21 protein-coding genes and 1 pseudogene are annotated in these 23,355 nt (G+C 33.4%); 3 read left to right on the forward strand and 19 right to left on the reverse strand.

Annotated elements, in window-relative coordinates:
* Positions 1-94, reverse strand: a pseudogene (locus DFR78_RS12380) (aspartate ammonia-lyase); the annotation flags it as partial.
* A gap of 21 nt (positions 95-115) precedes the next feature.
* Positions 116-3,481, reverse strand: a complete 3,366-nt coding sequence (locus tag DFR78_RS04165; RefSeq protein WP_114457585.1) for a DNA polymerase III subunit alpha — start codon at positions 3,479-3,481, stop codon at positions 116-118.
* A gap of 437 nt (positions 3,482-3,918) precedes the next feature.
* Between DFR78_RS04165 and DFR78_RS04170 the strand changes: the two genes are divergently transcribed.
* The gene (locus DFR78_RS04170) at positions 3,919-4,140 is read left to right on the forward strand and encodes a NifU family protein (protein ID WP_114457586.1); all 222 of its coding nucleotides are present in this window, start codon (positions 3,919-3,921) and stop codon (positions 4,138-4,140) included.
* 63 nt (positions 4,141-4,203) lie between these two features.
* On the opposite strand, the gene DFR78_RS04175 is transcribed toward DFR78_RS04170, so the two are convergent.
* The 6 genes from DFR78_RS04175 to rlmD all read right to left on the reverse strand — a co-directional run bounded on the left by DFR78_RS04175 (position 4,204) and on the right by rlmD (position 8,493).
* Positions 4,204-4,596 carry a YlbF family regulator gene (locus DFR78_RS04175; protein WP_114457587.1) on the reverse strand — a complete coding sequence of 131 codons (393 nt, stop codon included), beginning with the start codon at positions 4,594-4,596 and terminating at the stop codon, positions 4,204-4,206.
* Positions 4,596-5,090, reverse strand: a complete 495-nt coding sequence (locus DFR78_RS04180) for a metallophosphoesterase family protein (protein WP_114457588.1) — start codon at positions 5,088-5,090, stop codon at positions 4,596-4,598. Before DFR78_RS04180 ends, DFR78_RS04175 begins: the two co-directional genes overlap by 1 nt.
* Before the next feature lie 17 nt (positions 5,091-5,107).
* Positions 5,108-6,250: a DUF362 domain-containing protein gene (locus DFR78_RS04185; RefSeq protein WP_114457589.1), complete on the reverse strand. Its 1,143-nt coding sequence runs from the start codon at positions 6,248-6,250 to the stop codon at positions 5,108-5,110.
* Positions 6,251-6,379: 129 nt separating this feature from the next.
* Positions 6,380-6,607, reverse strand: a complete 228-nt coding sequence (locus tag DFR78_RS04190) for an FmdB family zinc ribbon protein (protein WP_114457590.1) — start codon at positions 6,605-6,607, stop codon at positions 6,380-6,382.
* A 96-nt stretch (positions 6,608-6,703) separates the two neighbouring features.
* Complete coding sequence (locus DFR78_RS04195; protein WP_114457591.1) at positions 6,704-6,976, reverse strand: hypothetical protein; 273 nt, start codon at positions 6,974-6,976, stop codon at positions 6,704-6,706.
* A 140-nt stretch (positions 6,977-7,116) separates the two neighbouring features.
* Positions 7,117-8,493 (reverse strand): 23S rRNA (uracil(1939)-C(5))-methyltransferase RlmD, encoded by a 1,377-nt coding sequence (gene rlmD / locus DFR78_RS04200; protein ID WP_114457592.1) that lies wholly within the window; start codon positions 8,491-8,493, stop codon positions 7,117-7,119.
* A gap of 435 nt (positions 8,494-8,928) precedes the next feature.
* Between rlmD and DFR78_RS04205 the strand changes: the two genes are divergently transcribed.
* Positions 8,929-9,849, forward strand: coding sequence for an AEC family transporter (locus DFR78_RS04205; protein ID WP_158531709.1), 921 nt, complete (start codon positions 8,929-8,931; stop codon positions 9,847-9,849).
* Positions 9,850-9,897: 48 nt separating this feature from the next.
* The gene (locus DFR78_RS04210) at positions 9,898-11,265 is read left to right on the forward strand and encodes an MATE family efflux transporter (RefSeq protein ID WP_114457594.1); all 1,368 of its coding nucleotides are present in this window, start codon (positions 9,898-9,900) and stop codon (positions 11,263-11,265) included.
* Between the two features lie 32 nt (positions 11,266-11,297).
* On the opposite strand, the gene DFR78_RS04215 is transcribed toward DFR78_RS04210, so the two are convergent.
* The 11 genes from DFR78_RS04215 to DFR78_RS04265 all read right to left on the reverse strand — a co-directional run bounded on the left by DFR78_RS04215 (position 11,298) and on the right by DFR78_RS04265 (position 23,354).
* Positions 11,298-11,612 (reverse strand): helix-turn-helix transcriptional regulator, encoded by a 315-nt coding sequence (locus DFR78_RS04215; RefSeq protein WP_114457595.1) that lies wholly within the window; start codon positions 11,610-11,612, stop codon positions 11,298-11,300.
* A gap of 69 nt (positions 11,613-11,681) precedes the next feature.
* Entirely contained in the window at positions 11,682-12,302 is a 621-nt protein-coding gene (locus DFR78_RS04220; RefSeq protein WP_114457596.1) for a CoA pyrophosphatase, read from the reverse strand.
* 59 nt (positions 12,303-12,361) lie between these two features.
* Positions 12,362-13,807: an Asp-tRNA(Asn)/Glu-tRNA(Gln) amidotransferase subunit GatB gene (gatB, locus tag DFR78_RS04225; protein ID WP_114457597.1), complete on the reverse strand. Its 1,446-nt coding sequence runs from the start codon at positions 13,805-13,807 to the stop codon at positions 12,362-12,364.
* 21 nt (positions 13,808-13,828) lie between these two features.
* A complete protein-coding gene (gene gatA / locus DFR78_RS04230; protein ID WP_114457598.1) occupies positions 13,829-15,271 on the reverse strand; it encodes an Asp-tRNA(Asn)/Glu-tRNA(Gln) amidotransferase subunit GatA in 1,443 nt (480 codons plus the stop codon).
* Between the two features lie 30 nt (positions 15,272-15,301).
* Entirely contained in the window at positions 15,302-15,589 is a 288-nt protein-coding gene (gene gatC / locus DFR78_RS04235) for an Asp-tRNA(Asn)/Glu-tRNA(Gln) amidotransferase subunit GatC (protein ID WP_114457599.1), read from the reverse strand.
* A 76-nt stretch (positions 15,590-15,665) separates the two neighbouring features.
* Positions 15,666-17,672: an NAD-dependent DNA ligase LigA gene (gene ligA, locus DFR78_RS04240; RefSeq protein WP_114457600.1), complete on the reverse strand. Its 2,007-nt coding sequence runs from the start codon at positions 17,670-17,672 to the stop codon at positions 15,666-15,668.
* 12 nt (positions 17,673-17,684) lie between these two features.
* Positions 17,685-19,832, reverse strand: a complete 2,148-nt coding sequence (gene pcrA, locus DFR78_RS04245) for a DNA helicase PcrA (RefSeq protein ID WP_114457601.1) — start codon at positions 19,830-19,832, stop codon at positions 17,685-17,687.
* Positions 19,822-20,271: a DUF123 domain-containing protein gene (locus tag DFR78_RS04250; protein WP_114457602.1), complete on the reverse strand. Its 450-nt coding sequence runs from the start codon at positions 20,269-20,271 to the stop codon at positions 19,822-19,824. Before DFR78_RS04250 ends, pcrA begins: the two co-directional genes overlap by 11 nt.
* A gap of 171 nt (positions 20,272-20,442) precedes the next feature.
* Complete coding sequence (locus DFR78_RS04255) at positions 20,443-21,879, reverse strand: monomeric [FeFe] hydrogenase (RefSeq protein WP_114457603.1); 1,437 nt, start codon at positions 21,877-21,879, stop codon at positions 20,443-20,445.
* Between the two features lie 11 nt (positions 21,880-21,890).
* Positions 21,891-22,130 (reverse strand): NAD(P)H-dependent oxidoreductase subunit E, encoded by a 240-nt coding sequence (locus DFR78_RS04260; RefSeq protein WP_114457604.1) that lies wholly within the window; start codon positions 22,128-22,130, stop codon positions 21,891-21,893.
* Positions 22,131-22,199: 69 nt separating this feature from the next.
* Complete coding sequence (locus DFR78_RS04265) at positions 22,200-23,354, reverse strand: PP2C family protein-serine/threonine phosphatase (RefSeq protein ID WP_114457605.1); 1,155 nt, start codon at positions 23,352-23,354, stop codon at positions 22,200-22,202.
* Position 23,355: the final 1 nt, after the last annotated feature.

Below are 23,355 nucleotides of genomic sequence, written 5' to 3' on the forward strand. Positions count from 1 at the left end.
AATTTTCTGCCGCTCTTGCTGACTGTATTCCATAATAGGCATCTTTCGGCACTTTTTTACTGCCTATTGAATCTTGTTCTTCTCTCATTAGCATTGGATAAACCCTCCATTATGTTTATATATATTTATATTTTGAAACATCTATAATTTTACTGAGATTTTTTTGACTTGTTTGATCATCATTAAACCAGAATTTAGAATTTGATAAAATCAATTTATTATCAAGAACTTTCAGTATAACTGGTATATTTCCTTCTTTTTTGAAGAGAAATTTTTTTAAAGTAAAAATTTTTTTTCGTTCAATATTATTCAAATCTATAATTAATATTTTTCTTTCCATCGGGATAATTTTTGAAGCTATTACTTTTTTGTCATCTCTTCTTCCAACAACAAAAATCTGCCCAGATTTCTCCATATCAAAATCCAGTTCAGACAGCAGATCTGGAAATACAATTACATCTATCTTACCTGACCAATCTTCCAATGTCAAGAAGGCCATTTTGTTGCCTCTTTTTGTTATATGTGAACGATTATTTATTATTTGACCTGCAAAAAAAATCTCCCGATTTTCTTTAATATTTTCAATTTGACTTATTGAAAGATCAACTATTTCGTTTATTTTATTTTTGTATTTATCCAGAGGATGACCGGAAACATAAATTCCCAAAAACTCTTTTTCCTGTTCTAACAGAACGTCTTTTCTCAGTTCCTGTATATCCTGATAAGCAAGATCTTCTTCCATAAAGTCATTACTTTTAGAAAACATATCAAAAAATGATATCTGGCCCTGAGCTCTTTCCTTATACAGCATATTATATTTTTTATACAAATCTTTATAGTTTAATAAAAGCTGAGACCTTTTAGCAGAAAACTGAGAAAATACTCCGCTTTTTATAAAAGCCTCTAAAACCTGAATATTTATTCTGCTCATATCTATTCTCTGCAGAAAATCCGTAAAACTTTCAAATTTTTTTTCTTTACGTGCCTCTATAACAGCTTCTATGGAACCGCTGCCTACATTTTTAACTGCTTTTAAACCAAATCTTATTTTATCTTCCGCCTCAGGTGTAAAATAAAATCCGCTGATATTTATATCTGGCGGCAGTACTTCTATATTTATTTCCCGGCATGCTTTAATATAATCCGAAATTTTATCCTGATTACCCATAACAGATGACAGGAGAGCAGACATAAAATCAGCTGGATAGTGTACTTTTAAGTAAGCTGTCTGATAGGCGAGAAATGCATAAGCAGTACTATGGGATTTATTAAATCCATATCCAGCAAAATATTCCATCTGATCAAAAATTTTATTGGCTGTTTTTTTATCTATACCATTTTCTACAGCACCATTTATAAAACGCTTTCTTTCGCCCGCAATTAATTCTAATTTTTTCTTGCCCATGCCTCTTCGCAAAAGGTCAGCTTCTCCCATAGTATATCCACCGAGCGTACTGGCAATCTCCATAACCTGCTCCTGATAAAGAATCATACCAAAAGTTTCTTCTAGAATTGGCTTAAGTTTTGGGTGCAGATATTCCGGCTCTTTTTCACCATGTCTACTCTTTATATAATCATCAACCATATCACTACCAAGTGGTCCGGGCCTTCCCAGAGCCAGCAGAGCTATAAGATCACTAAAGCGGTCAGGTTTTAATCTTCTATTTAAAGATTGAAATAAATATGATTCCATCTGAAAAACTCCAGCAGTATTTCCTGACTGAAGAAGACGATATACTTTTTTATCATCAAGTGGAATACTGTCAATATCTATTTCTTTCCCGTGCCTCTGCTTAATCAAATTTAATGTATTTTCTATAACTGTTAGATTGCGCAGACCTAAAAAATCCATTTTCAGAAGGCCCAGTGCCTCCAGATCACCCATAGGCAGCTGAGTAATTATGCTGTCATCCTGTTTCTGCAGAGGAATAATTTCAGTCAGAGGCTGGGCACCAATTATTATGCCGGCAGCATGTGTGGAGATATGTCTGGGCATACCCTCCACCCCTCTGGCATAATCTATTAATTTTTTAATTTCCGGATCGTTTTTATAATAATCCTGCAGTTCTTTAACAGAACTTAAAGCTTCTTTAATCGTTGTACCAGGCTGAGTTGGAATAAGCTTTGCAATTTTATCAACCCTTCCGTAGGATATCCCAAGCGCTCTACCTACATCTCTAACAGCTGCACGAGCTGCCATTGTTCCAAAAGTACCAATTTGTGCCACTCTCTGTTCTCCATACCTCTTTTTTACATATTCAATAATTTCATCTCTCTGTTCATCAAAATCTATATCTATATCAGGCATTGTAGCTCTTTCTGGATTTAAAAATCGTTCGAATAAAAGCCCGTATTTTAAAGGATTGACCTTTGTAATATTTAATAAATAAGCAACAAGACTTCCAGCTGCAGAACCTCTACCAGGGCCAACTCTAATACCGTTTTCTTCCGCATATTTAACAAAATCATATACAATCAAAAAATAAGAAGCATAACCCATTTTATAAATAATACTAAGCTCATATTCCAACCTTTTTTCTGCTTTTTTAATATCCTGAAATACTTTATTTTTTAATCCTTGACAGCACAATTTTTTGAGAAAACTTTCAGGATTTTCTCCATTTTCTATATCAGGATAATCAGGAAGATAAAACTTATCAAAATCGAGTTCAACATTACATCTTTCAGCAATTTTTACTGTATTCTCATAAGCAGTTTTAATATCAGGAAATAATGCTTCCATTTCTTCAGGTGTTTTAAAATAAAATTCCTTTCCTTCAAAGGTCATTCTATTTTTATCATCTATTGTTGTTCCTGTCTGCAGTGCCAGCAGAACATCCTGAAGATCTGCATCTGATTTATTTAAATAATGTGCATCATTGGTAATTACAAGAGGAAGATCAAGCTCCTGAGAAATCTTTATAATTCCTGAAGCAGCTTCTTTTTCAGACTGAAGATTGTGATCCTGAAGTTCAAGAAAAAAATTATCCCTGCCAAAAATCTGTCTGTATTCTGCTGCAGCATTTTTAGCTGCTTTATATCGACCTTTTAAAATAAGCTGAGAAATCTCTCCTTGAATACACGCAGATAGACATATGAGACCATCACTATATTCTGCCAGCAGTTCTTTGTCCACCCGCGGCTTATAATAAAAACCTTCCAGCCATGCTTTGGAAACCAGCTGAATAAGATTATGGTATCCTATGTTATTTTCAGTCAGTACAATCAGGTGATACCGTTCTCTAGATTTTTCAAATCTGGAACCTGTGGTCAGATAAAGCTCACACCCTAGAATTGGCTTAATATTCTCACTTTTTGCATGTCTATAAAATTCTATCATACCATAAAGAACTCCATGGTCTGTCATAGCAACTGCAGGCATATTATTTTCTTTTGCCTTTTTAACCATATCTTCAATCCTAAGAGCACCATCCAGCAGGCTGTAAGCGGTATGGTTATGAAGGTGTACAAATTTAGACATTTTATCATTCTCCTATTAACAAAATCGAAAATATAATTTAGATAGAGTTTCCCCAAAATTATTTTTAGAGTTGCAAAATGGGAAAAGTCTTTATATAATTTAGTAGGAGTTTCTCCAAAATTTATTTTCAAGCTGCAAAAAGGGGCTTTAGTCATCAACGAAATTTTTAGATTTATCTAAAACACAATTCGGGTGTGAAATAGGGCACACTAATCAATGAGTCCTCCTGACTCATGATTAGCTCACTCCATCCTGTAGTTCAACCCTATTTCTTCCTTAATTTCGTTAAGATTCATTGACTAAAAATTTCAATATTCCTGCATCTCCCTTTTTTGCAGCAGTATATAAAAAATGGGGAAAATCCAGATAATTTAGGTGTTGTAAAAAGTTGAGTTTTTTAGTATAATATAATCAAATGTAAATTAGGAGGTGCAACATTGAAAAAAGAAGTTGAAAAATATATCGATAAAATCAGACCCAGCCTTCAGGCTGATGGTGGTGATGTTGAGCTGGTAGAAGTCACTGAAGACGGAATTGTAAAAGTTAAATTACTTGGAGCCTGCAGTGGTTGTCCAATGTCAACACTGACCATAAAAAATGGTATTGAACGTACACTGAAAAATAACATTGACGGTGTAAAAGAAGTACGTCCTGTATAACCTGTATAAAATGTATCTTATTAAAAGCACCCAGACACTGGGTGCTTTTTTTCTGCCTGACTTTTAATCCTCTTTTTCTGAACTACCTTCTTTTTCTGAACTATCCTCGGCTTCATTATTCTGCGGTATACCAATTTCTATATCTGAAAATATAATTTTCTGAAGATCATTTAACATAACACTTAATTTATATTCTGCCTCCAGATATTTTTTAACATTGTTATTAATTTCAATAAAATTATTAAGATTATTGAGCTTTTCTTTTTCTTCTTCACTTATTTCCTGCCCGGAAAGCTGTTTTGTCTGCAGCTCCATCATTAAATTCTGATAGTCTAAAAGCATTTCTCTTGAGCCTTTTTTTCCCATAACTTTTTTTCTTAATTCAGTGTATTCCTGATATTCATCAGAATCTTTTATTTTTCTTTCCAGCCTTCTTGCAATATCATACACAGACATTAAGATCCCTCCTTTAGAATTTTTATTTCAGAATTTATATCTTTATTAATATCTATTATACCAAAGGTATAGTTTTTCTCAAATCTTTTATCTGTTGGAGAACCTGGATTAAAAAATAATTTTTTGTTAATATATTGATTTAACGGTCTGTGTGTGTGGCCAAAAATTATAATATCACAGTCCGGAAAACTGTAATCCAGAGAATTAATTAAATCTCCAGCCCTGAATTGATGGCCGTGAGTCAGCCCAATTTTCCTATCATTTATTTCAAATGTTATTTTTTTAGAAAGCTTATTTTTTATTAAATAATTATCCATATTGCCATAAACAGCGCGAACAGGTTTAATATTTTTTAGTTCATCCAATACTTTTTCTGACACATGATCACCAGCATGTATTATTAAATCTACGTTTTTTAATTCTTCCAGCAGTTTTGGAGGGAGTTTTTGCCCCCCCATAGATATATGTGTATCTGAAATTACACCCAGTTTCATTAATAAATATTCCTCCTCTATCTGCTAAAAAAAAGTTTGCCCAGCCAGGGATGTTTAATATTCACTGCATCATAAGGGCATAATTCCTGACAGCAAAAGCAGCGAATACATAGATCTAAATCAACTTTTGGAAAGCTGTCAACCATCTCTATTGCTTCAGGAGGACAGTTTTCCGCACAGGTTCTGCAGCTTACACATTTATTTTTATCAAAAACCGGTTTGGGCCGCAGAAATTTTTCCAGAAGTTCTGCTAAAAAATTAGGCATTTTATCCTTTAGAAGATTTGAATTCCCTTCTATAGAAGGAATTTTTGCATCTTTATAGCTGTCAAGCTGATCACCCACTATTTGATAATTATCTTCAGCAATTAAACCATCTTCACGAGAGATTTTAATAAGTGGAACTTCCTCTAGTGGATTAATGCCTAAAATTTCTACTGCCACCCTATCCAGATAAAAAGGGGATTCTGAAGCAAGCAGATATTTAAAATTTCTTGGTTCTCCAGAAGAAGGTCCATCTCCTTCCATTCCTATTATTCCATCCATAATTGTTAATCCTGGTTTAACAAGTAAGGCAAGATCATTTAACATACGCGAAAAATCATCCACATTTGGCATTTTAAGATGATATTCTGCTTTTAAAACACCCGGTATACATCCAAATAAATTTTTTACAGCTCCTGTATACATAGTTAATCCATGTGTTTTTAATTTAGGTAGATTTATAATAAAATCTGCATTTAAAACATATTCTCCAAGAACAAAAGACTTGATTATTTTCCCATCTTTAAATTCCACTGTTTTTTCTTCCGTATTATAATTGAGTTCAAAACCTTCCTCAGCTGCCATTTCATAAATACCGCTTTTTTTATAGGCTCTTTTTAGTAAATTTTCATTAAAAGGTCCTCCAGGACTATCACCAATAACTACCTCTGCTCCCAGAGATTTTACTTTTATTCCTACAGCTCGCAGAATCTCCGGATGTGTAGTTACAGCCTGATCAGGATCTTTTCCCATTAAAAGATTTGTTTTTAACAAAACCCTTTTACCTTTTTTAATATATTGCTCCCATCCACCAAGATTATCGATTAGAATATCCAGTGAATTTTTTATTTTTTCTCTATTATATGAATCACATTTTTTTAAAGACACTTTTATCATTTTATTTTACCTGCCTTTATTTTACCTAAAATTAATTATAATTTTATACACTTCATCAACTATTATACAGCTCACACAGGAGAACATTTCAAAAAAAGCCGGCACTACTAGTGCCGACTTTTATTGTTTTTAAGATGCTTTATCAGTATTTTCCTTATTTTTCTTTTCTTTTTTTTCAGATTTTTTATTTTCCTGATTTACATAAAAATTAGAACCTTTAAAAATAATGCCGGGAGCACCTATAATGCGTTTTACTTTACCTCCACACTCCGGACATTCTTCCAGAGGCTCATCCTTAATATTTTGAAATTTTTCAAACCTTCCACAGCTTTTACATTCATATAAATATGTCGGCATTTTTATTCCTCCCTATTGTGTTATTTATATTTACTTATTTATTTTTTAGACCCTGTTCAGCAGAATTTTTTACCTGTCTTATTATAATGGGAAATATTATTCATGTTCAGCATTTAATAATCCCCAGTAATTATAAAGCTGAATAAAAATGAACAGGGCTGTTATCAGCCATTTTTTTGTATAAATAAAATAGCCACCACCTATTACTGTCGAAATTAATATTGATATCAAAACAAATTTTTTGTTCAATTTAATTTTCAAAAGCTGCCATGGTATTAATCCAAACCCTATAAATATACCTGAATCAACCTGATAAAAAAGGCCTGCAGCCCCAACTAATACAAAAAGAATCAGAAAAAAGATATTCATATTTACTCCTCCTATTTTGTGGAGCATTTTTTAACTATACTATAATATATCACAAATCACCCTTAATGAGCAAGGAAACAATTTAAAGAAGTTTTTCATATTTAAGCATAAAACTTAATATTTTATAAGAGGCAGTTTTCTTATGTAAATTTTTTTAATAATGCAACAGACTCAACGTGATATGTCTGTGGAAACATATCAACTGGCTGTATAACTTCAACCTTATAATCACTTTTTAAGTTTTTTAAATCCCTTGCCTGTGTGGCTGGATTACAGGAAACATATATAACCTTCTCTATACCACTTTCTTTTACCATTTCAACTGTTCTATCTTCCAGACCTTTTCTGGGGGGATCAAAAACCAGCAGATCTATCTTATTATCCTTTAATAATTTTCCCAGTTCTTTTTCTACTTCACCTTCAATAAATTCAATATTATCCAGAGAATTCAAATGTATATTTACTTTCCCATCTTTAACTGCAGATGCAGAATTTTCTATACAATATATTTTTTCTATATTATTTTTTTCTTTTTTCATTTTCTGATCCAGGTAAACAGCAATACTTCCTGTGCCAGAAAAGGCATCTACTATTTTTTCGCCTCCATTAAATTCAGCCATTGAAAAAATCTGCTTATATAATTTTTCTGCCTGAAGTGTATTAACCTGGAAAAAAGATGATGGAGAAATAACAAACTCTGCTTTCCCAATATATTCTTTTATCTTATTTTCTCCAAATAGATTTATATTTCTGCTGCCCATAATTCTATTTGTATTTTCTATATTTATATTCTGAGTTACGCCTTTTAGTTCTGGAATTCTGTCAAAAATTCTTTTGGCTATATTTTTAGAATTTGGAAATTCAAGTTCTGATGTTACAAAAGTAAGCAGAGCTTGGTTTGTACATACTCCAGCTCTAATTATTAAATGCCTCAGCAAACCAACACCTTTCTTCTCGTCATAAACTGATAGTTCTTCCTTGTTCAGCACTTCAAGGGTTTCTCGCAGAATTCTATTTATAAGTGGGTGCTGGATCAAACAGTTATTATATGGAACTATAGAATGAGATGCTCTCTGATAAAATCCAGCCACTATTTCCTCACCAACTTCTGTGAGTGGAAATTGAGCTTTATTTCTGTAGCGAAATGGAGGCTGATAGGGAATTATTTCTTTTAAAGGAATATTATCAAGTTCTCCGATTCTTGCCATTAAATCATAAATCATATTTTTCTTGAATTCCAGCTGTTTTTTATAATTTATATGCTGAATCTGACAGCCCCCACATATATCAAAAACCGGACACGGAGGTTCTATTCTATCTGGAGAAGATTCAATTAGCTCTATTAATTCACCCTGTGCAAAATTCTTTTTTTTGTATGTTATTTTAATTTTTACATAATCACCAGGAAGAGTTAGGGGTACAAAAACTACCAGATTATCCTCTATTCTTCCTACACCATCTCCACCATTGGCAAGATCTTCAATTTTTACTCTATATATATCATTTTTTTTAACCATTTTAGCAGCCCCCTGTAAATCTTATAAGACAATTTTATCAATTAAAACTTAAAATGCAAATATATTTACTAAAAGACTTTCCCCATTTTTTTATATACTGCTGCAAAAAGGGGAGATGCAGGAATATTGAAATTTTTAGTCAATGAATCTTAACGAAATGAAGGAAGAAATAGGGTTGAACTGCAGGATGGAGTGAGCTAATCATGAGTCAGGAGGACTCATTGATTAGTGTGCCCTATTTCACACCCGAATTGAGTTTTAGATAAATCTAAAAATTTCGTTGATGACTAAAGCCCCCTTTTTGCAGCTTGAAAATAAATTTTGGGGAAACTCCTGTTATTTACTGTTTTTGACAGCCCACATCTTCTGTGGTAGAATTACTTGACAGTATTTATTAATATTTTGCCAGTATAATTTTAAATGGAGGCTAAAATCTTGGATTTTCAACTGATTATTGGACAGATAGTCTCACTGTTTATTCTTATTTTTATCGGTTATTATTTGAGAAAAATCAATTATCTTAATGAAAATAATATGGCAGCAATTTCTAAGCTGCTGATGAATCTTATTTTACCGGCAATGATTATATCATCACTGCAGATGGAATTGAATAAAAACTTGATATCTAATATGAAAACTATTTTAATATACTGGTTTATTTTCTATATTTTTCTTATTATTACAGCAAATTTAATCACCAAACTTTTCTCACTACCTAAAAGTAAAAAAATAATAGTAAAATTTTTACTAATTTTTGGTAATATAGGTTATATGGGGATACCGGTAGCAGATGCACTGCTTCCCGAAAATGGCCTGGCATATGCTGCCCTTGGTCTAATTCCATTTAATATAATTGTATGGACTTATGGGATCAGACTTTTTATAAATGACAGTGATGAGCTGGATTTTAATTTTAAAAGCATGTTTAACAATGGATTAATAGCAATATTTATAGGACTATTTTTAATGATTACTGGCCTTAAACTTCCCCTTCCTCTAGAGTCTGCAGTTGATATGCTGGGAAATGCTACTTTCCCACTTTCTATGCTTGTTATTGGCAGCAGTCTGGAAAAAATACAGTTGAGGGGAATTTTTACTGATATTAATTTAATAGTATTTTCTATCATTAAATTACTGATAATTCCGGCAGCAGCTTTTTTGGTGCTTTTTTATTTTGAAGTAGACAATCAAGTTAGAACTATTTTAACCTTACAGATGGGTATGCCGGCCGCATCCTATGGAGTTATATTTGCGGAAATATATAATGGCGACTACACCTATGCAGCAAAAAGTTTATTTGTTTCTACACTTTTTTCAGCATTAACAATACCTGTAATATCTTATTTTATCATTTAATTAATTTTAACAGCATATAATCTATAAGACAGAGGAGGTCTACAGAAAATGCAGCAGAAAGGTTCAGAAAAACTGGGAACTGAAAAAATAATACCGCTTTTATTGAGGTTGTCTGTACCATCAATAATTGCTATGGCCATTCAGGCCCTCTACAATGTAGTTGACAGCATTTATGTTGGCAGACTCAGTACTGAAGCTCTTTCGGCATTGTCACTTGCTTTCCCAATTCAAATTATCTTAATAGGTATTGGAGTTGGAACAGGTGTAGGTGCAAGTTCTCTTATTTCAAGAAGACTTGGGGAAAATAACAAAAAAGCGGCTGCAAATGCGGCAGAACACAGCATCATGATTACCCTAGTATATGGAATAACAGTAGCTGTAATTGGATTTTTTTATGCTGATAAAATCCTGCGTCTCTTTACAAATGATAAGCTTCTCATCCAAATGGGAGGTGAATATATCAGCATAATTTTAATGGGATCAATCGCCATGTTTTTCCCCATAATCACAAACAATATTCTCCGCGGTGAAGGTAATACATTTACACCAATGATTGCAATGCTTATCGGATCTGTAATAAATATTATCCTGGATCCTTTTTTGATTTATGGATGGTGGATCTTCCCTCGTTTGGAAGTTACCGGTGCCGCAGCTGCTACTGTTTTTTCCAGAGCAGTAAGTGGAATATTCCTTTTCTTTATTTTTTTCGATGAGCGCAATGAACTTCAAATAAAGCTTAGAGATTTTTCTTTCAGATTTCAGATAATAAAAGAAATTTACAAGGTAGGTTTCCCGGCAATGGTAATGCAGTTTTTGGCCAGTTTTATGCTGGGTGGTATGAATAAAATCCTGGCTGGTTTTGGCAGTACAGCTATTGCTGCCGCAGGTATTTATTTTAGACTTCAGTCATTTGTCTTTATGCCTGTTTTTGGACTCAATCAGGGATATATGCCTATTATGGGATATAACTATGGGCATAATAATCCAGCAAGAATGAAAAAAGTATTTAAATCAGCATTAATGATTGCTTTTACCTTTACTTTTATAGGATTTATCATCTTCCAGACTGTTCCAGAATTTTTGATTAAATTGTTTAACAGTGATCCAGAACTCATAGATATTGGAACAAATGCACTCAAAAAAATAAGCACAGCTTTTCCAATTATAGGTCCGGCAATAATTGTCTCAACTACTTTTCAGGCACTGGGAAACGGATTACCAAGTTTATTCTTTTCTTTCTTGAGACAAATAATAGTTCTGCTTCCTTTAATGTATATTTTAGGAAGGACTGTTGGTCTGGAATATCTTTGGTTTGCCTTTCCTATTTCAGAAGTTATAAGTGGTATACCGGCAGCACTCTGGTTAAAATTTAAACTTAATAAAATATTTTTCCAGATGAAAAATAAAGGCAGTTGATATTTTCAATCAGACTGCCTTTAATATTATCTTCAATCATCTAAGGACATTACGATTTTCTTAGCTTTATCACTGATAACATAATAATTTCTTTCCAAACCATTTCTTTTGCTCGAAAGTATACCTGCATCTCTTAATTTTGCTAGATGCTGTGACAGAGTTGACTGAGGTATATCCAGACACTGCTGCATCTTCGAAACATTACATCCTTCAACATCCAGCAGCCCTCTTACAATACAGAGCCTCACCGGATGTGCAAGCGCCTTTAAAATTTCAGCTTCTGACTCAAAATTAGAAAAATTATCTTCCAATAAATTTCCCGTTTCTGAATCTGTAAAAAAGGGCATTTTATTTCCTCCCAGCCTTTAATATTATTGTATTCAAATAATACGATATATAGAATAGAATGTCAAGCTTTATACTCTGTTTTTTAAGATATCAATAAAGTTTTTACTTATTTCTGCTGTTATTCCCCATATTATTCTATCTTCATACCTGTAAAAATAAACTGTATAGCTGCTTCTGCGGTGGTTGTACTCCTCTCCCCCTGGAATTAAATGATAGGGGAAATTATTATCCATTTCACTTTTCAGCTCTGCTCTGTATTCTTCTGGCTTATGGATCATAAGATAATCAACAGGAACTTTAAATATTTCTTTTACTTCATTTTTGTTAACTTCAATCCCATATAAATTATCAATATCAATTTGAGCAACAAACGCATATATTATAAAATTAAATGGGGTAATTAAATAATCTATTTCTCCCAGAACATCTATTTTTTCTTCAGCAATGTTTAATTCTTCTGAACACTCTCTTACAGCACCCTGACAGAATGTTTCTCCTCTTTCCACACGTCCGCCAGGAAAAGATATTTCTCCCGGCTGTGTGGAAAGATGATCTGCTCTCACCTCATACAGAATATAAGTTTTATTATTTATCTCAATCACTGGTATTAATACAGAATAATATCTTTCTATCCTCATCGGTCCTGGAATTCTGTTTTTTATTTTATTTTTTATTTTATCAATTTTCATTTCACCTCATCCTTATTTTGAACCCGCCTTTTCTGCGGCGGGTTCAATTGGTACTTATTTTATTCAGCAACTTTTTTCCTCAACATCTGATTTACCAGTCCAGGATTGGCTTTTCCTTTTGTCTCTTTCATTACCTGACCAACCAGAAATCCAATAGCCCTATCTTTTCCGTTCTTTATATCTTCCACTGCTGATGGATTATCTGCTATTATTTTATCAACGATTTTTTCTAGTTCATCCTCATCACTTATCTGCTTCAGTCCTTCTTCTTCAACAATTTTTTCAGCACTTTCTCCACTGCTGTACATCTTTTCAAATACTTTTTTAGCTATTTTCCCACTTATTACTCCTTCATCAATTAGTCCAAGCATTTCAGCAAAGTTTTTAGCCGAAATCCCAGTCTCATCTACACAGTCATTATTTTCATTAAGCAGGCGGAGAAACTCACCCATCATCCAGTTGCTGATTGTTTTAGCATCAGAGTAAGATTTTAAAGTTTCTTCGAAAAGTTCAGCCATTGCTCTATCTCCTATTAATACACCTGCATCATATTCCGGCAGTCCTAATTCAGAAACAAATCTTTTGTATTTTTCACGCGGGAGTTCCGGTATTTTTTTGCTCATTTCTTTTTTCCAGCCCTCATCTATTTCTAGAGGTACCAAATCCGGTTCAGGAAAATATCTGTAATCATGAGCTTCTTCTTTACCGCGCATAGATATTGTTTTATTTAAAGATTCATCCCAAGTTCTTGTTTCCTGAATAATCTCTCCTCCCTCTTCCAGTATCTGCTGCTGTCTTTTTATTTCATATTCCAATCCTTTTTCTACTGCACTAAAAGAGTTCATGTTTTTAAGTTCAGCTTTTGTACCAAATTCTTTTTGTCCTGCAGGGCGCAGAGAAATATTGGCATCACAGCGCAGAGAACCTTCTTCCATATTACAATCTGATATATCAAGATATTCCATAATAAGTTTCAGCTGTGTTAGATAAGCTTTAGCCTGAGCTGGAGTTCTTATATCCGGCTCACTAACTATTTCTATCAGCGGAACTCCGGTTCTATTATAATCTATTAGACTTCCTTCAGATTTATCAATACTACCTTCGTGAATTAATTTTCCGGCATCTTCTTCTAAATGAACTCTGGTAACACCTATGTTAAAAACTCCTTTATCTGTCTCAACTTCAATATTTCCATGTTCTGCAATTGGAAGATCAAACTGTGAAATCTGATAGGCTTTCGGCAGATCAGGATAAAAATAATTTTTTCTGTCAAATTTAGAATACTCTGCAATTCTGCAGTTTAAGGCAAGTCCTGCCATAATTGCATAATCCACTGCTTTTTTATTTAAAACCGGCAGTGTTCCTGGTAGACCCAAGCAGACAGGACAAGTATTTTCGTTTGGTTCTTTTCCAAATTCTGTACTGCAGCCGCAGAAAATTTTAGATTCTGTAGCCAGCTGTACATGGACTTCAAGTCCAATTACTGTTTCATATTTAGTAGCCATTTTTTCACCTCTCTCAATGATTTATAATTCTGCTCTTCTATCTTTAATATTCAGCAGTTTTTCTAGGGTATATGCTGCCTGTATAATTTTACCTTCACCAAAATGTGGTCCAATCAACTGCAGTCCAATTGGCATATTACTGGAGTCAAAACCACAGGGAACAGACATTGCAGGGACACCGGCTATATTTACTGGTACTGTAAAAATATCTGAATGATACATTGTTAAAGGATCACTTTTTGAGTCCAGTTCAATAGCTGTTGAAGGCGCAGTTGGAGTTATGATTAGGTCAAAATCATTAAAGATTCGGTCAAAATCATCCTTGATTAGAGTTCTAACCTTCTGTGCCTTAAGGTAATAAGCATCATAATATCCTGAACTTAATACATAAGTTCCAATCACAATTCTTCTTTTAACTTCATCACCAAAACCTTCATATCTGGTGTTTGTAAACATTTCTTCCACATCTGAAGCATGCTCACTGCGCAGACCATAACGCACTCCATCATACCGGGCCAGATTGGAACTTGCCTCAGCTGGAGCAATTACATAATAAGCTGCAAGAGCATAGGATGCATCTGTCATATGTACTGTTTCTACTTCTGCACCTGCTTTTTTTAGCTTTTCTACTGCTGACATTACACTGTTTTTAACTTCCTGATCAAAATCTAAGTTAAAATATTCTTCGGGAATACCTATTTTCATGCCGCTGACATCTTCTTTTAAGTATTCTGTATAATCTTCTTTTTTTCTCTCAACTGAAGTGGTATCTTTTGGATCATGACCTGCAATTACATTCATCATAACGGCACTATCTTCCACATCTTTGGTAAGAGGGCCTATCTGATCTAAAGAAGATGCAAAAGCAACCAGACCATAGCGGGATACCAGTCCATAGGTAGGTTTTAGTCCAACCACACCACAGTATGAAGCCGGCTGTCTAATTGACCCACCTGTATCAGAACCAAGAGCAGCTGCACATTCTCCGGCTGCCACAGCTGCTGCTGAACCACCACTAGATCCTCCTGGTGCACGATTTAAATTCCAGGGATTGTGGGTATTAAAAAAAGCTGAATTTTCTGTGGTTGAACCCATGGCAAATTCATCCATATTGGTTTTACCTAAAATTAATGCTCCAGCATCATTTAGATTTTCAACTACTGCAGCATTATAAGGTGGTTTATAATTTTCCAGTATTTTGGATGCACAGCTGGTTTTTATTCCATCAGTTGACATATTATCTTTTACTGCTATTGGAATTCCAGCCAGCAGGCCATCCTTATTTTCTTCATAGTTATTTAGCTGACGATTAACCAGCTTATCAATAACAGTAATATATGATTTGACTTTATCTTCAACGTCATTAATTCTATCTAAAAAAGCATTTTTTATCTCTGCTGCAGTCAATTCTCCATCAGAAAGTTTATCCTTTAATTCATGGATCGTTAGATCATAAATGTTCATTTTATTAATTACCTCTCTTTCTGCCTATATTTAGTCTGACATTATTTTGGGTGCTCTAAACTGACCATCTTTTTGATCAGGTGCATTTGCAAGTGATCTTTCTCGTGGAAGTGATTTTTCCACCTTATCCTCACGCAGAACATTTTTCATTGGTACTGTATAAGCTGTCGGCACAACACCATCTGTATTCAGTTCATTCAGCTTATCTACATAATTTAATATTTCACCAATCTGTTCTGTGTATTTTTCTTTTTCTTCTTTATTAAGTTTAAGCTTTGCTAAAGCAGCTGCGTGTTCCACATCTTTTCTTTTAATCATTAAATTTCCTCCTCACATATATAATTCATTTAATTTTTAGTATAAAATATCAGTTTCTTATCCTATCTTAGTGTTTTTAATCGGACATTTCTTCAATCATATTTTTAAATTCATCTTCATCTAATACTTTAACTCCAAGTTCTTTTGCTTTATCATACTTAGAACCTGGATTTTTGCCAGCAACAAGATAATCAGTTTTACTGCTGACTGAAGAAGAAGCTCTACCTCCAGCTTTTTCTACTATATCTTCTACTTCTGAGCGAGTAAAAGCGTCCAGTGTACCTGTAAAAACAAATTTTAAACCTTCCAGATAAGAATCCTTATTATTATTATTTTCTTTTTTTAACCTTACTCCTGCCTGTTTAAGTCTTGTTATCAGATCTTTATTATGTCTTTCCGAAAAAAATGAAACTATACTCTTGGCAATAACAGGACCAATCTCATCAATCCTGACAAGTTCTTCCTCTCCAGCATCTGCCAGCTGGTCAATTGAATCATAATTTTTATCCAGCACACGAGCTGCACCAAGACCTACGTGTCTTATTCCCAGTGCAAAAAGCACCCTAAAAAATTCTCGTTCCCGGCTTTTTTCTATTGAATCTATCACATTTTGCGCTGATTTCTCGCCCATCCTCTCCAGTGGAATAAGGTGTTCTTTTTTGAGAAAATATAAATCAGCATAATCTTCAATAAGATTATTTTCCAACAGCTGGTCAACCAGTACTGGCCCGATTCCTTCAATATCCATAGCATCTCTGGAAACAAAATGAAGTATACTTTCTTTTCTCTGGGCCGGACAGGTAATATTAGTACATCTTGTAACTGCTTCACCTTCTTCTCGGATAACCTTACTGCCACAAACAGGACATGAATCAGGCATTTTAAATTCTTTTTCACTGCCGTCTCTTTTTTCTTCAATAACTTTTACCACTTCCGGTATAATATCACCAGCTTTATGCACTAAAACATGATCTCCAATTTTTATATTTTTTCTTTTGATTTCATCTTCATTATGAAGTGTAGCCCTGCTGACAGTGGAACCTGCCAGCTGTACCGGTTCCAGAACAGCTGTAGGTGTAAGTGCTCCTGTTCTTCCAACTGAAATTTCTATATCTTTAATAACTGTGGTCTTTTGCTGAGCTGGAAACTTATATGCTGCTGCCCAGCGTGGACTTTTAGCTGTTGAGCCAAGTTTTTCCCTCTGAGATAAATTATTTATTTTGACTACAAGTCCATCTATCTCAAAATCAAGCTCTTCTCTTTTATCCTCCCACTTTTTACATATAGCAATTACTTTATCAATATTTTCTGCTTTCTGATACCAGTTTACTCTAAACCCAATTTTTTTTAGATATTCCAGACTTTCAGTATGTGTTTTAAATTCTTTTTCGGAATGATCAATTAAGTCATATATTAAAATAGATAAATTTCTTTCTGCTGCAATTCGTGGATCCAGCTGTCTTATACTTCCAGCTGCTGCATTGCGGGGATTGGCAAAAAGAGGTTCGCCATTTTTTAGCCTTTTTTCATTGATCTTCTCAAATTCTGTTTTGCTTAAAAATACTTCTCCTCTAATTTCAATATGGGCCCTATCGTTTATTTTTAATGGCAGAGACCTAATTGTACGGAAATTTTCTGTTACATCTTCACCAACAACTCCATTACCTCTTGTTGCTCCAAGAACAAAACTGCCGTCTTCATAGGTTAATATTGCCGATAAACCATCAATTTTGTGTTCAACAACATATGAAAAATTATCTTTAATTGTCTTTCTTACACGAGAATCAAAATCACGCAGTTCTCCCTCATTAAACGTATTAGCAAGGCTCAGCATCTGTCTTGAATGTTCAACTTTTTTAAATTCACCTACCGGCTCTCCACCCACTCTCTGTGTGGGAGAATCTTCAGTAATAAGTTCAGGAAATTTTTCCTCCAATTTAATAAGGTCACTCATAAGCTGATCAAACTCAGCATCAGAAATTGACGGATCATCCAGAACATAATATCTATACTCATGATCTCTTATTTTCTCTCTTAAAGCATTTATTTTTTTTTCAGCTTCTTCTCTGCTTAATTCCTGCATATAATCACCTACCTATACTTTCTGAATTGGAGCATATTCTGCGAGAAGAGTCCTTATTCCACCATTATGAAAACTTATTTTTAATTCTGTCCCTTTATTCTCTTTGATAGAAATGACAATACCAATTCCCCAGCGTGGATGTACAATTTTCTGGCCTATTACATATTCTGCAGGAGGATTTTTAGCGGTATAGTTTTCTTTTTTATCTTCTATATCTGTTTTTTGATCTTCTCCTGTTTTTAATAGTTCAGAAGGTATTTCTGCAAGGAATTGAGATGGTGGATTCATTTCTCTTTCTCCAAAGCGAAGCCGCAATTTTGCTCTGCTCAGATAAAGTTTGTCTTCAGCTCTTGTCATACCAACATAACATAATCTCCGTTCTTCTTCCAGACCATCACGTTCATAAAGTGAATTGGAATGAGGGAAAATACCATCTTCCATACCAACTAAAAAGACAACAGGAAATTCCAGACCTTTAGCAGAATGTATGGTCATCAATGTTAATGTACTTTTCTCATCTTCCATAGAATCCACATCTGACATAAGTGTCACTTCTTCCAGAAAACCACCCAGATTATTATCAGAACTCTGCTTCATGTATTCATCAATTACTGAAAATAGTTCTTCTATATTTTCCAGACGCGATTCTGCATCTGCAGTATTTTCTTCCTGCAAATTTTTTCTGTATCCACTTCTATCAAGCACTTTATCCACCAGCATTGAAAGTGCCATCTTATCCTGTTTTTTACGGAGTTCTTCCATTAATTCAAAAAAAGTTTTTATCCTTTTTAAGTACACTCCTGTAAGTGCTGTTATATTATCTGCCTGTAGTCCTGCTTCGTAAAGGCTAATATTTTCTTTTTCTGCATAATCACGCAGCTTAGAAACTGTTCCTTCACCAATTCCCCTTCTGGGCCTGTTGATAATCCTGAGCAGATTAATATTATCAGAAGGATTATATATAACTCTCAAATAAGCCATTAAATCTTTTATTTCCATTCTTTCATAAAAGCGAACTCCTCCAACTATCTGATAGGGAATTCCATATTTCATAAGCATATCTTCAAATGGTCTGGACTGAGAATTTGTCCTGTAAAGCACTGCTATATCATTGTAATTATAACTGCCTTCTTTTTTTAATTCTTCTACCTTTTTGCAGATAAAATCTGCTTCATCTTTTTCGTTTTCTGCTTCATAAAGTTCCAGTTTTGACCCCTCACCTCTGTCTGTCCACAGATTTTTCTCTTTTCGAGAAAGATTGTTTTTTATTACAGATTGAGCGGCCTTTAATATGTTTTCTTTGGAGCGGTAATTTTGCTCTAATTTTATTACCTCTGCCTCAGGATAATCAACTTCAAAATTTAAAATATTTCTTATATCTGCACCTCTAAAACCATAAATACCCTGATCCGGATCTCCAACAACACATATATTTTTATATTTATCTGATAGGAGTTTTACCAGTTCATATTGAGCTGTATTAACATCTTGATACTCATCAACAAGAATATATTTAAACCTCTGCTGATAATATTCCAGAACTGCCGGATAATTTTCGAATAATTTTACTGTAAGCATAATTAAATCATCAAAGTCTACTGCATTATTATTTTTTAATCTTTTTTGATATTCTTTATAAATATCTGCTGAAAGTTTAGCAAAAAAACTATCAGCAGTTAAAAGTGCTTTTTCCGGACTTTTTAATTCATTTTTGGAACCGCTTATATTATTTAAAACCGCTGCTGGTTTTGTCTTCTTTGTATCTAAATTTTTATCTTTTATTATCTCTTTTAAAAGCTTTTTTTGATCAAGTGTATCAAAAATAACAAAGTTGTTTTTATAACCCAGTTTTTCCGCTTCTCTGCGCAGTATTTGCACACAAAAGGAATGAAATGTACTGACAAGAAGTCTTTTATTTTTCTGACCCACAATTTTTTTAACTCTTTCTTTCATCTCATCTGCAGCTTTATTTGTAAAAGTTACTGCAAGAATATTTTCTGCAGGTACCCTGTATTTATCAATCAAATAGGCAATTCTATGTGTCAGAACTCGTGTTTTTCCACTACCTGCACCTGCAAGAATAAGTAGAGGACCATCTTTATATTTAACTGCTCTTTTTTGTTCTTTATTTAAACCAGCAAGTATATCATTATCTTCCATATAACCACTCCTTAAATTCTGAATTAACATCTATATTATATAATAACTCATTGACAAACACTTTCGCAAAGTTTTTTTGAAAAAAAACAAGATGACTCCTGCAGCTGCAGTCTCCTGCACCAAATGTGGGCACAACTATTCTGCCATTATTATTAATCATTAAATCAGTTAAAAAACACTCCCCCTTTTTAGGCAGCTCAAAAGCAAAATCATCTATCAGTTCTGCTTCTCCCAGCAGATAATCAATATGCCAGTGATATTTCTTCTCCTCAGAATAATGTCTTCTAACTCTAGCCGGTAAGTTTCTCTGTGCTGATCCAGCATAAAAATAATATCCTTGTGGAAATTCACATTCTCCTAAGGCTCCAATTTTGATGATCTTATTTTGAGATAAATATATTTTGAGAAGATAAACACCTTTTTTAATTTCTTTCTGCATATATATTCCTTTCTACAGTGTAAATAATTAAAATATTTCCTGATAAATACCCATATTTTTTCTAAAAATTGCTCCAACATTTATTATTCTTGATAAAGTGGTGAGAATCCTTTATTTATAAGCAAAAAGAAAAATGCCTAAAAACGGCATTTTGTTAAAGTTGTATTATATTTATTTTAATTTCAGATTTGATCTTTCAGCAAAATTTTCTATTAACTTTCTGGCAGCTTTTGGATTTATCATACTTCCAGGGCCACCTATACATCCATCTTTACAGGCCATTCCTTCAAGAAAGTCAAAATTACTTTTTCCTGCCTTTAAATTAGTCAATTTTTTTATACATTTTGCCAGGCCTTCAGCATTATCAGCTTTTATTTTTCCTTCAGATAATTCTTCTATTACACCTTTCAAACCCCCAGAATAAGCAAATTGTCTGCCGAATTTTGAAGCATCTCTAATTTCTCTTCTTTCAATGACTTTTTCAAGATTAATCTCAAATCCAGTAATAAGAGCTATGAGTTCTTCAAATGTAAGCACATAATCTACCACTTCACTATCTGCTGCCTCCTCTTTTTTAGCAGTACAGGGTCCAATAAATACAGTATTTATGTCTGAATTATATCTCTTTAATTTTTCTGCAGTTGTTAACATTGGTGAATCAGTATGTGAGAGATTATCTTTTAGATCAGGAAAGTCATTTACTATCATCTTCTTAAAAGCAGGACAGCAGGAACTAAGCAATATTCTATCATTTTCTAAACTCTCTATAGCTTCTCTGCTTTCTTCTAATGCAACTCTATCTGCTCCTTCTGCAACTTCAATAACTTCATCAAAGCCTATTTCTAATAAAACATATTTTACTGTTTCAGGGCTTACTTTAAATCCAAATTGTCCTACAAAAGAAGGTGCAATTAAAGCAGCAGTTTTTTCATCTTTTTTTAATATTTTATCGGTAACCTGCACAATACTTGACTTATCAGCGATTGCTCCAAATGGACATGCTACTATACATCTTCCACAGACTACACATTTTTCTTTATTAATTCTCGCCTGTCTTTTAGCATCAGATTTTATGGCATCTACCTCACAGACTCTGACACATGGTCTGCTGTTTTCTAATATTGCTCCATAAGGGCATTCTCTTGCACATTTTCCACATTCCAGACATTTGTTCTGATCAATAAATGCTTTGTTCTGGATAATTACAATTGCATCTGCTGGACAGGAGTTAAGACATTTATGAGCCACACAGTTTCTACAGGCATCAGTTACTATATATTTATCAATGGGACAGCTGTCACATGCCTGTTCAATAACTTCAACAATATTATTTATATTATCAGCCTTATAGAGATCTGAAGCTAACTCATGTAACTCTATATTTTTATTATTTAAAGTACTATATCCAAGAGCCATTTTTATTCTCTCTGAAAAAATCGCCCTCTCTTTAAATTCACAGCATCTGTATCTTGGTGTGTCGTCTCTGATCATTTTTTTGGGAAGATAATCTATTTCTTCTACCAAATTTTCTTTTATCATCATTTTGACCAATTCTACATATAGCTTTCTTTTTAATTTAACTACCTCAGAGATGGTATTATTGGACACTTCTATCACTCCTATTGTGTTTTTTTTCTTATAATCTTACTCAATCTCTCAGGGGTAACATCAAAATATAATTTATCATCAAATTTTATTACAGGTCCTTTTTCACATTTATCCTCTAAACAGTGGGATGTCCTCAACTCAATCTTATCTTTTATTCTACTTTCAAGATTATTGTAGTATTCTATTAACTCTGAGGCTCCCATCAGATAACAGGGTGTTCCTATGCATATTTCCAGTATTTTTTTAGTCAATTAAAGACCTCCTCAAAATTTATTTGCAGTTATTATATATTATAAATATGTTGAATTGAGTTTGTGGTTTTAATACCATTCAATATAAATCTCTTTTTTTAGCTTTTTTAAATGGGTTGCTATCAAACTTATTATCTGGCTTCTTATTCCAAGCTCAAGTGGCAGGTTAAGACTCTGATGTGATTCATTGACTGCTCTGCCAACAAGAAATGTTATTTTATCACTTTCTAATAAGAGTTTTAATAATTTTGAAGCACCATCTTCCTTTTTAATAATTATCTGTCCAGGTTTATAAGTTTCTAATTTATCAAGTACTTTATTTAATGTCAAAAGACCTTCTGTTAATAAATCAATACCTTCCATCTCACTAATCGGCGGTACACTTTTATCTTCATATTTTAGGCTTGTTTTCAATTCTCTATCAAGCTCTCTAGCTGCAATATGAGCTGTTGTTCCTCCACTAATAACTTTTTTGCCATCTGATTTAATCAATTTTTTTACAATACGGCTGTCGTCCTGCTTTTTTAGAGGTGGGCCTGACCAGAGAGTAAGTTTTCTTTTTTCTCTATATCTCATACCTATTATTGTAAAATCATCTCCTGGCTTATCTTCATAAAAAGCCATAAAAATCTTTACCAGCTTTTCAATAATTTCTTTTAGATCAAAATCATTATAATTGATTACTCTAGTAATTTGTTCTGCTGTTCCATCCCACCCTAAACCAAAACTTAAAAGACCACCTAAACCGGCATGTATTACTCCATCACTAACTAAAAACAACTTATCATTTTTGTGAAAGTGAAAACTACTTTCTCTAATATTTTTTCCTTCCAGCACATATTCTTTATAATTTAATTTTTCTATTTTTCCATTTCTATACAAAAAAGCTGCTGGGGTATCTATTTCTACCAGTTTAGCATCTTTATTATGGTCAATTACCATAAAAGCCAGAGTAGCATATGCAATACCTCTAACTTCACAGACAGGCAGAGCAGCTAAAATTGTTGAAAGTATTTCTTTAAGTGGAAGCTCTTTTTCTAGCAAACCAGATGCAATTTTTGAGGTTAGAGTTGATAATATATTGGCTTTAATACCACTTCCCAACCCATCAGAAAGAACAATAATTGTCTTATCGTTTTTCTTAATTATTTCTACATTGTCTCCACATACTTCTTGACTATATTTAGGAACTGATTGATAAAACTCTTCAAATACTATATCCAAG

The organism is Halanaerobium sp. MA284_MarDTE_T2 (assembly GCF_003337245.1).
Taxonomy (GTDB): domain Bacteria; phylum Bacillota; class Halanaerobiia; order Halanaerobiales; family Halanaerobiaceae; genus QPJE01.

Excerpts from the sequence above, each read along its gene's own strand:
- DFR78_RS04165 (WP_114457585.1), bottom strand. The coding sequence starts at position 3,481 with ATGTCTAAATTTGTACACCTTCATAACCATACCGCTTACAGCCTGCTG.
- DFR78_RS04175 (WP_114457587.1), bottom strand. The coding sequence starts at position 4,596 with ATGTCTGTGTATGATATTGCAAGAAGGCTGGAAAGAAAAATAAAAGAT.
- DFR78_RS04180 (WP_114457588.1), bottom strand. The coding sequence starts at position 5,090 with ATGAAACTGGGTGTAATTTCAGATACACATATATCTATGGGGGGGCAA.
- DFR78_RS04185 (WP_114457589.1), bottom strand. The coding sequence starts at position 6,250 with ATGATAAAAGTGTCTTTAAAAAAATGTGATTCATATAATAGAGAAAAA.
- DFR78_RS04190 (WP_114457590.1), bottom strand. The coding sequence starts at position 6,607 with ATGCCGACATATTTATATGAATGTAAAAGCTGTGGAAGGTTTGAAAAA.
- DFR78_RS04195 (WP_114457591.1), bottom strand. The coding sequence starts at position 6,976 with ATGAATATCTTTTTTCTGATTCTTTTTGTATTAGTTGGGGCTGCAGGC.
- rlmD (WP_114457592.1), bottom strand. The coding sequence starts at position 8,493 with ATGGTTAAAAAAAATGATATATATAGAGTAAAAATTGAAGATCTTGCC.
- DFR78_RS04210 (WP_114457594.1), top strand. The coding sequence starts at position 9,898 with ATGCAGCAGAAAGGTTCAGAAAAACTGGGAACTGAAAAAATAATACCG.
- DFR78_RS04215 (WP_114457595.1), bottom strand. The coding sequence starts at position 11,612 with ATGCCCTTTTTTACAGATTCAGAAACGGGAAATTTATTGGAAGATAAT.
- DFR78_RS04220 (WP_114457596.1), bottom strand. The coding sequence starts at position 12,302 with ATGAAAATTGATAAAATAAAAAATAAAATAAAAAACAGAATTCCAGGA.
- gatB (WP_114457597.1), bottom strand. The coding sequence starts at position 13,807 with ATGGCTACTAAATATGAAACAGTAATTGGACTTGAAGTCCATGTACAG.
- gatA (WP_114457598.1), bottom strand. The coding sequence starts at position 15,271 with ATGAACATTTATGATCTAACGATCCATGAATTAAAGGATAAACTTTCT.
- gatC (WP_114457599.1), bottom strand. The coding sequence starts at position 15,589 with ATGATTAAAAGAAAAGATGTGGAACACGCAGCTGCTTTAGCAAAGCTT.
- ligA (WP_114457600.1), bottom strand. The coding sequence starts at position 17,672 with ATGCAGGAATTAAGCAGAGAAGAAGCTGAAAAAAAAATAAATGCTTTA.
- pcrA (WP_114457601.1), bottom strand. The coding sequence starts at position 19,832 with ATGGAAGATAATGATATACTTGCTGGTTTAAATAAAGAACAAAAAAGA.
- DFR78_RS04250 (WP_114457602.1), bottom strand. The coding sequence starts at position 20,271 with ATGCAGAAAGAAATTAAAAAAGGTGTTTATCTTCTCAAAATATATTTA.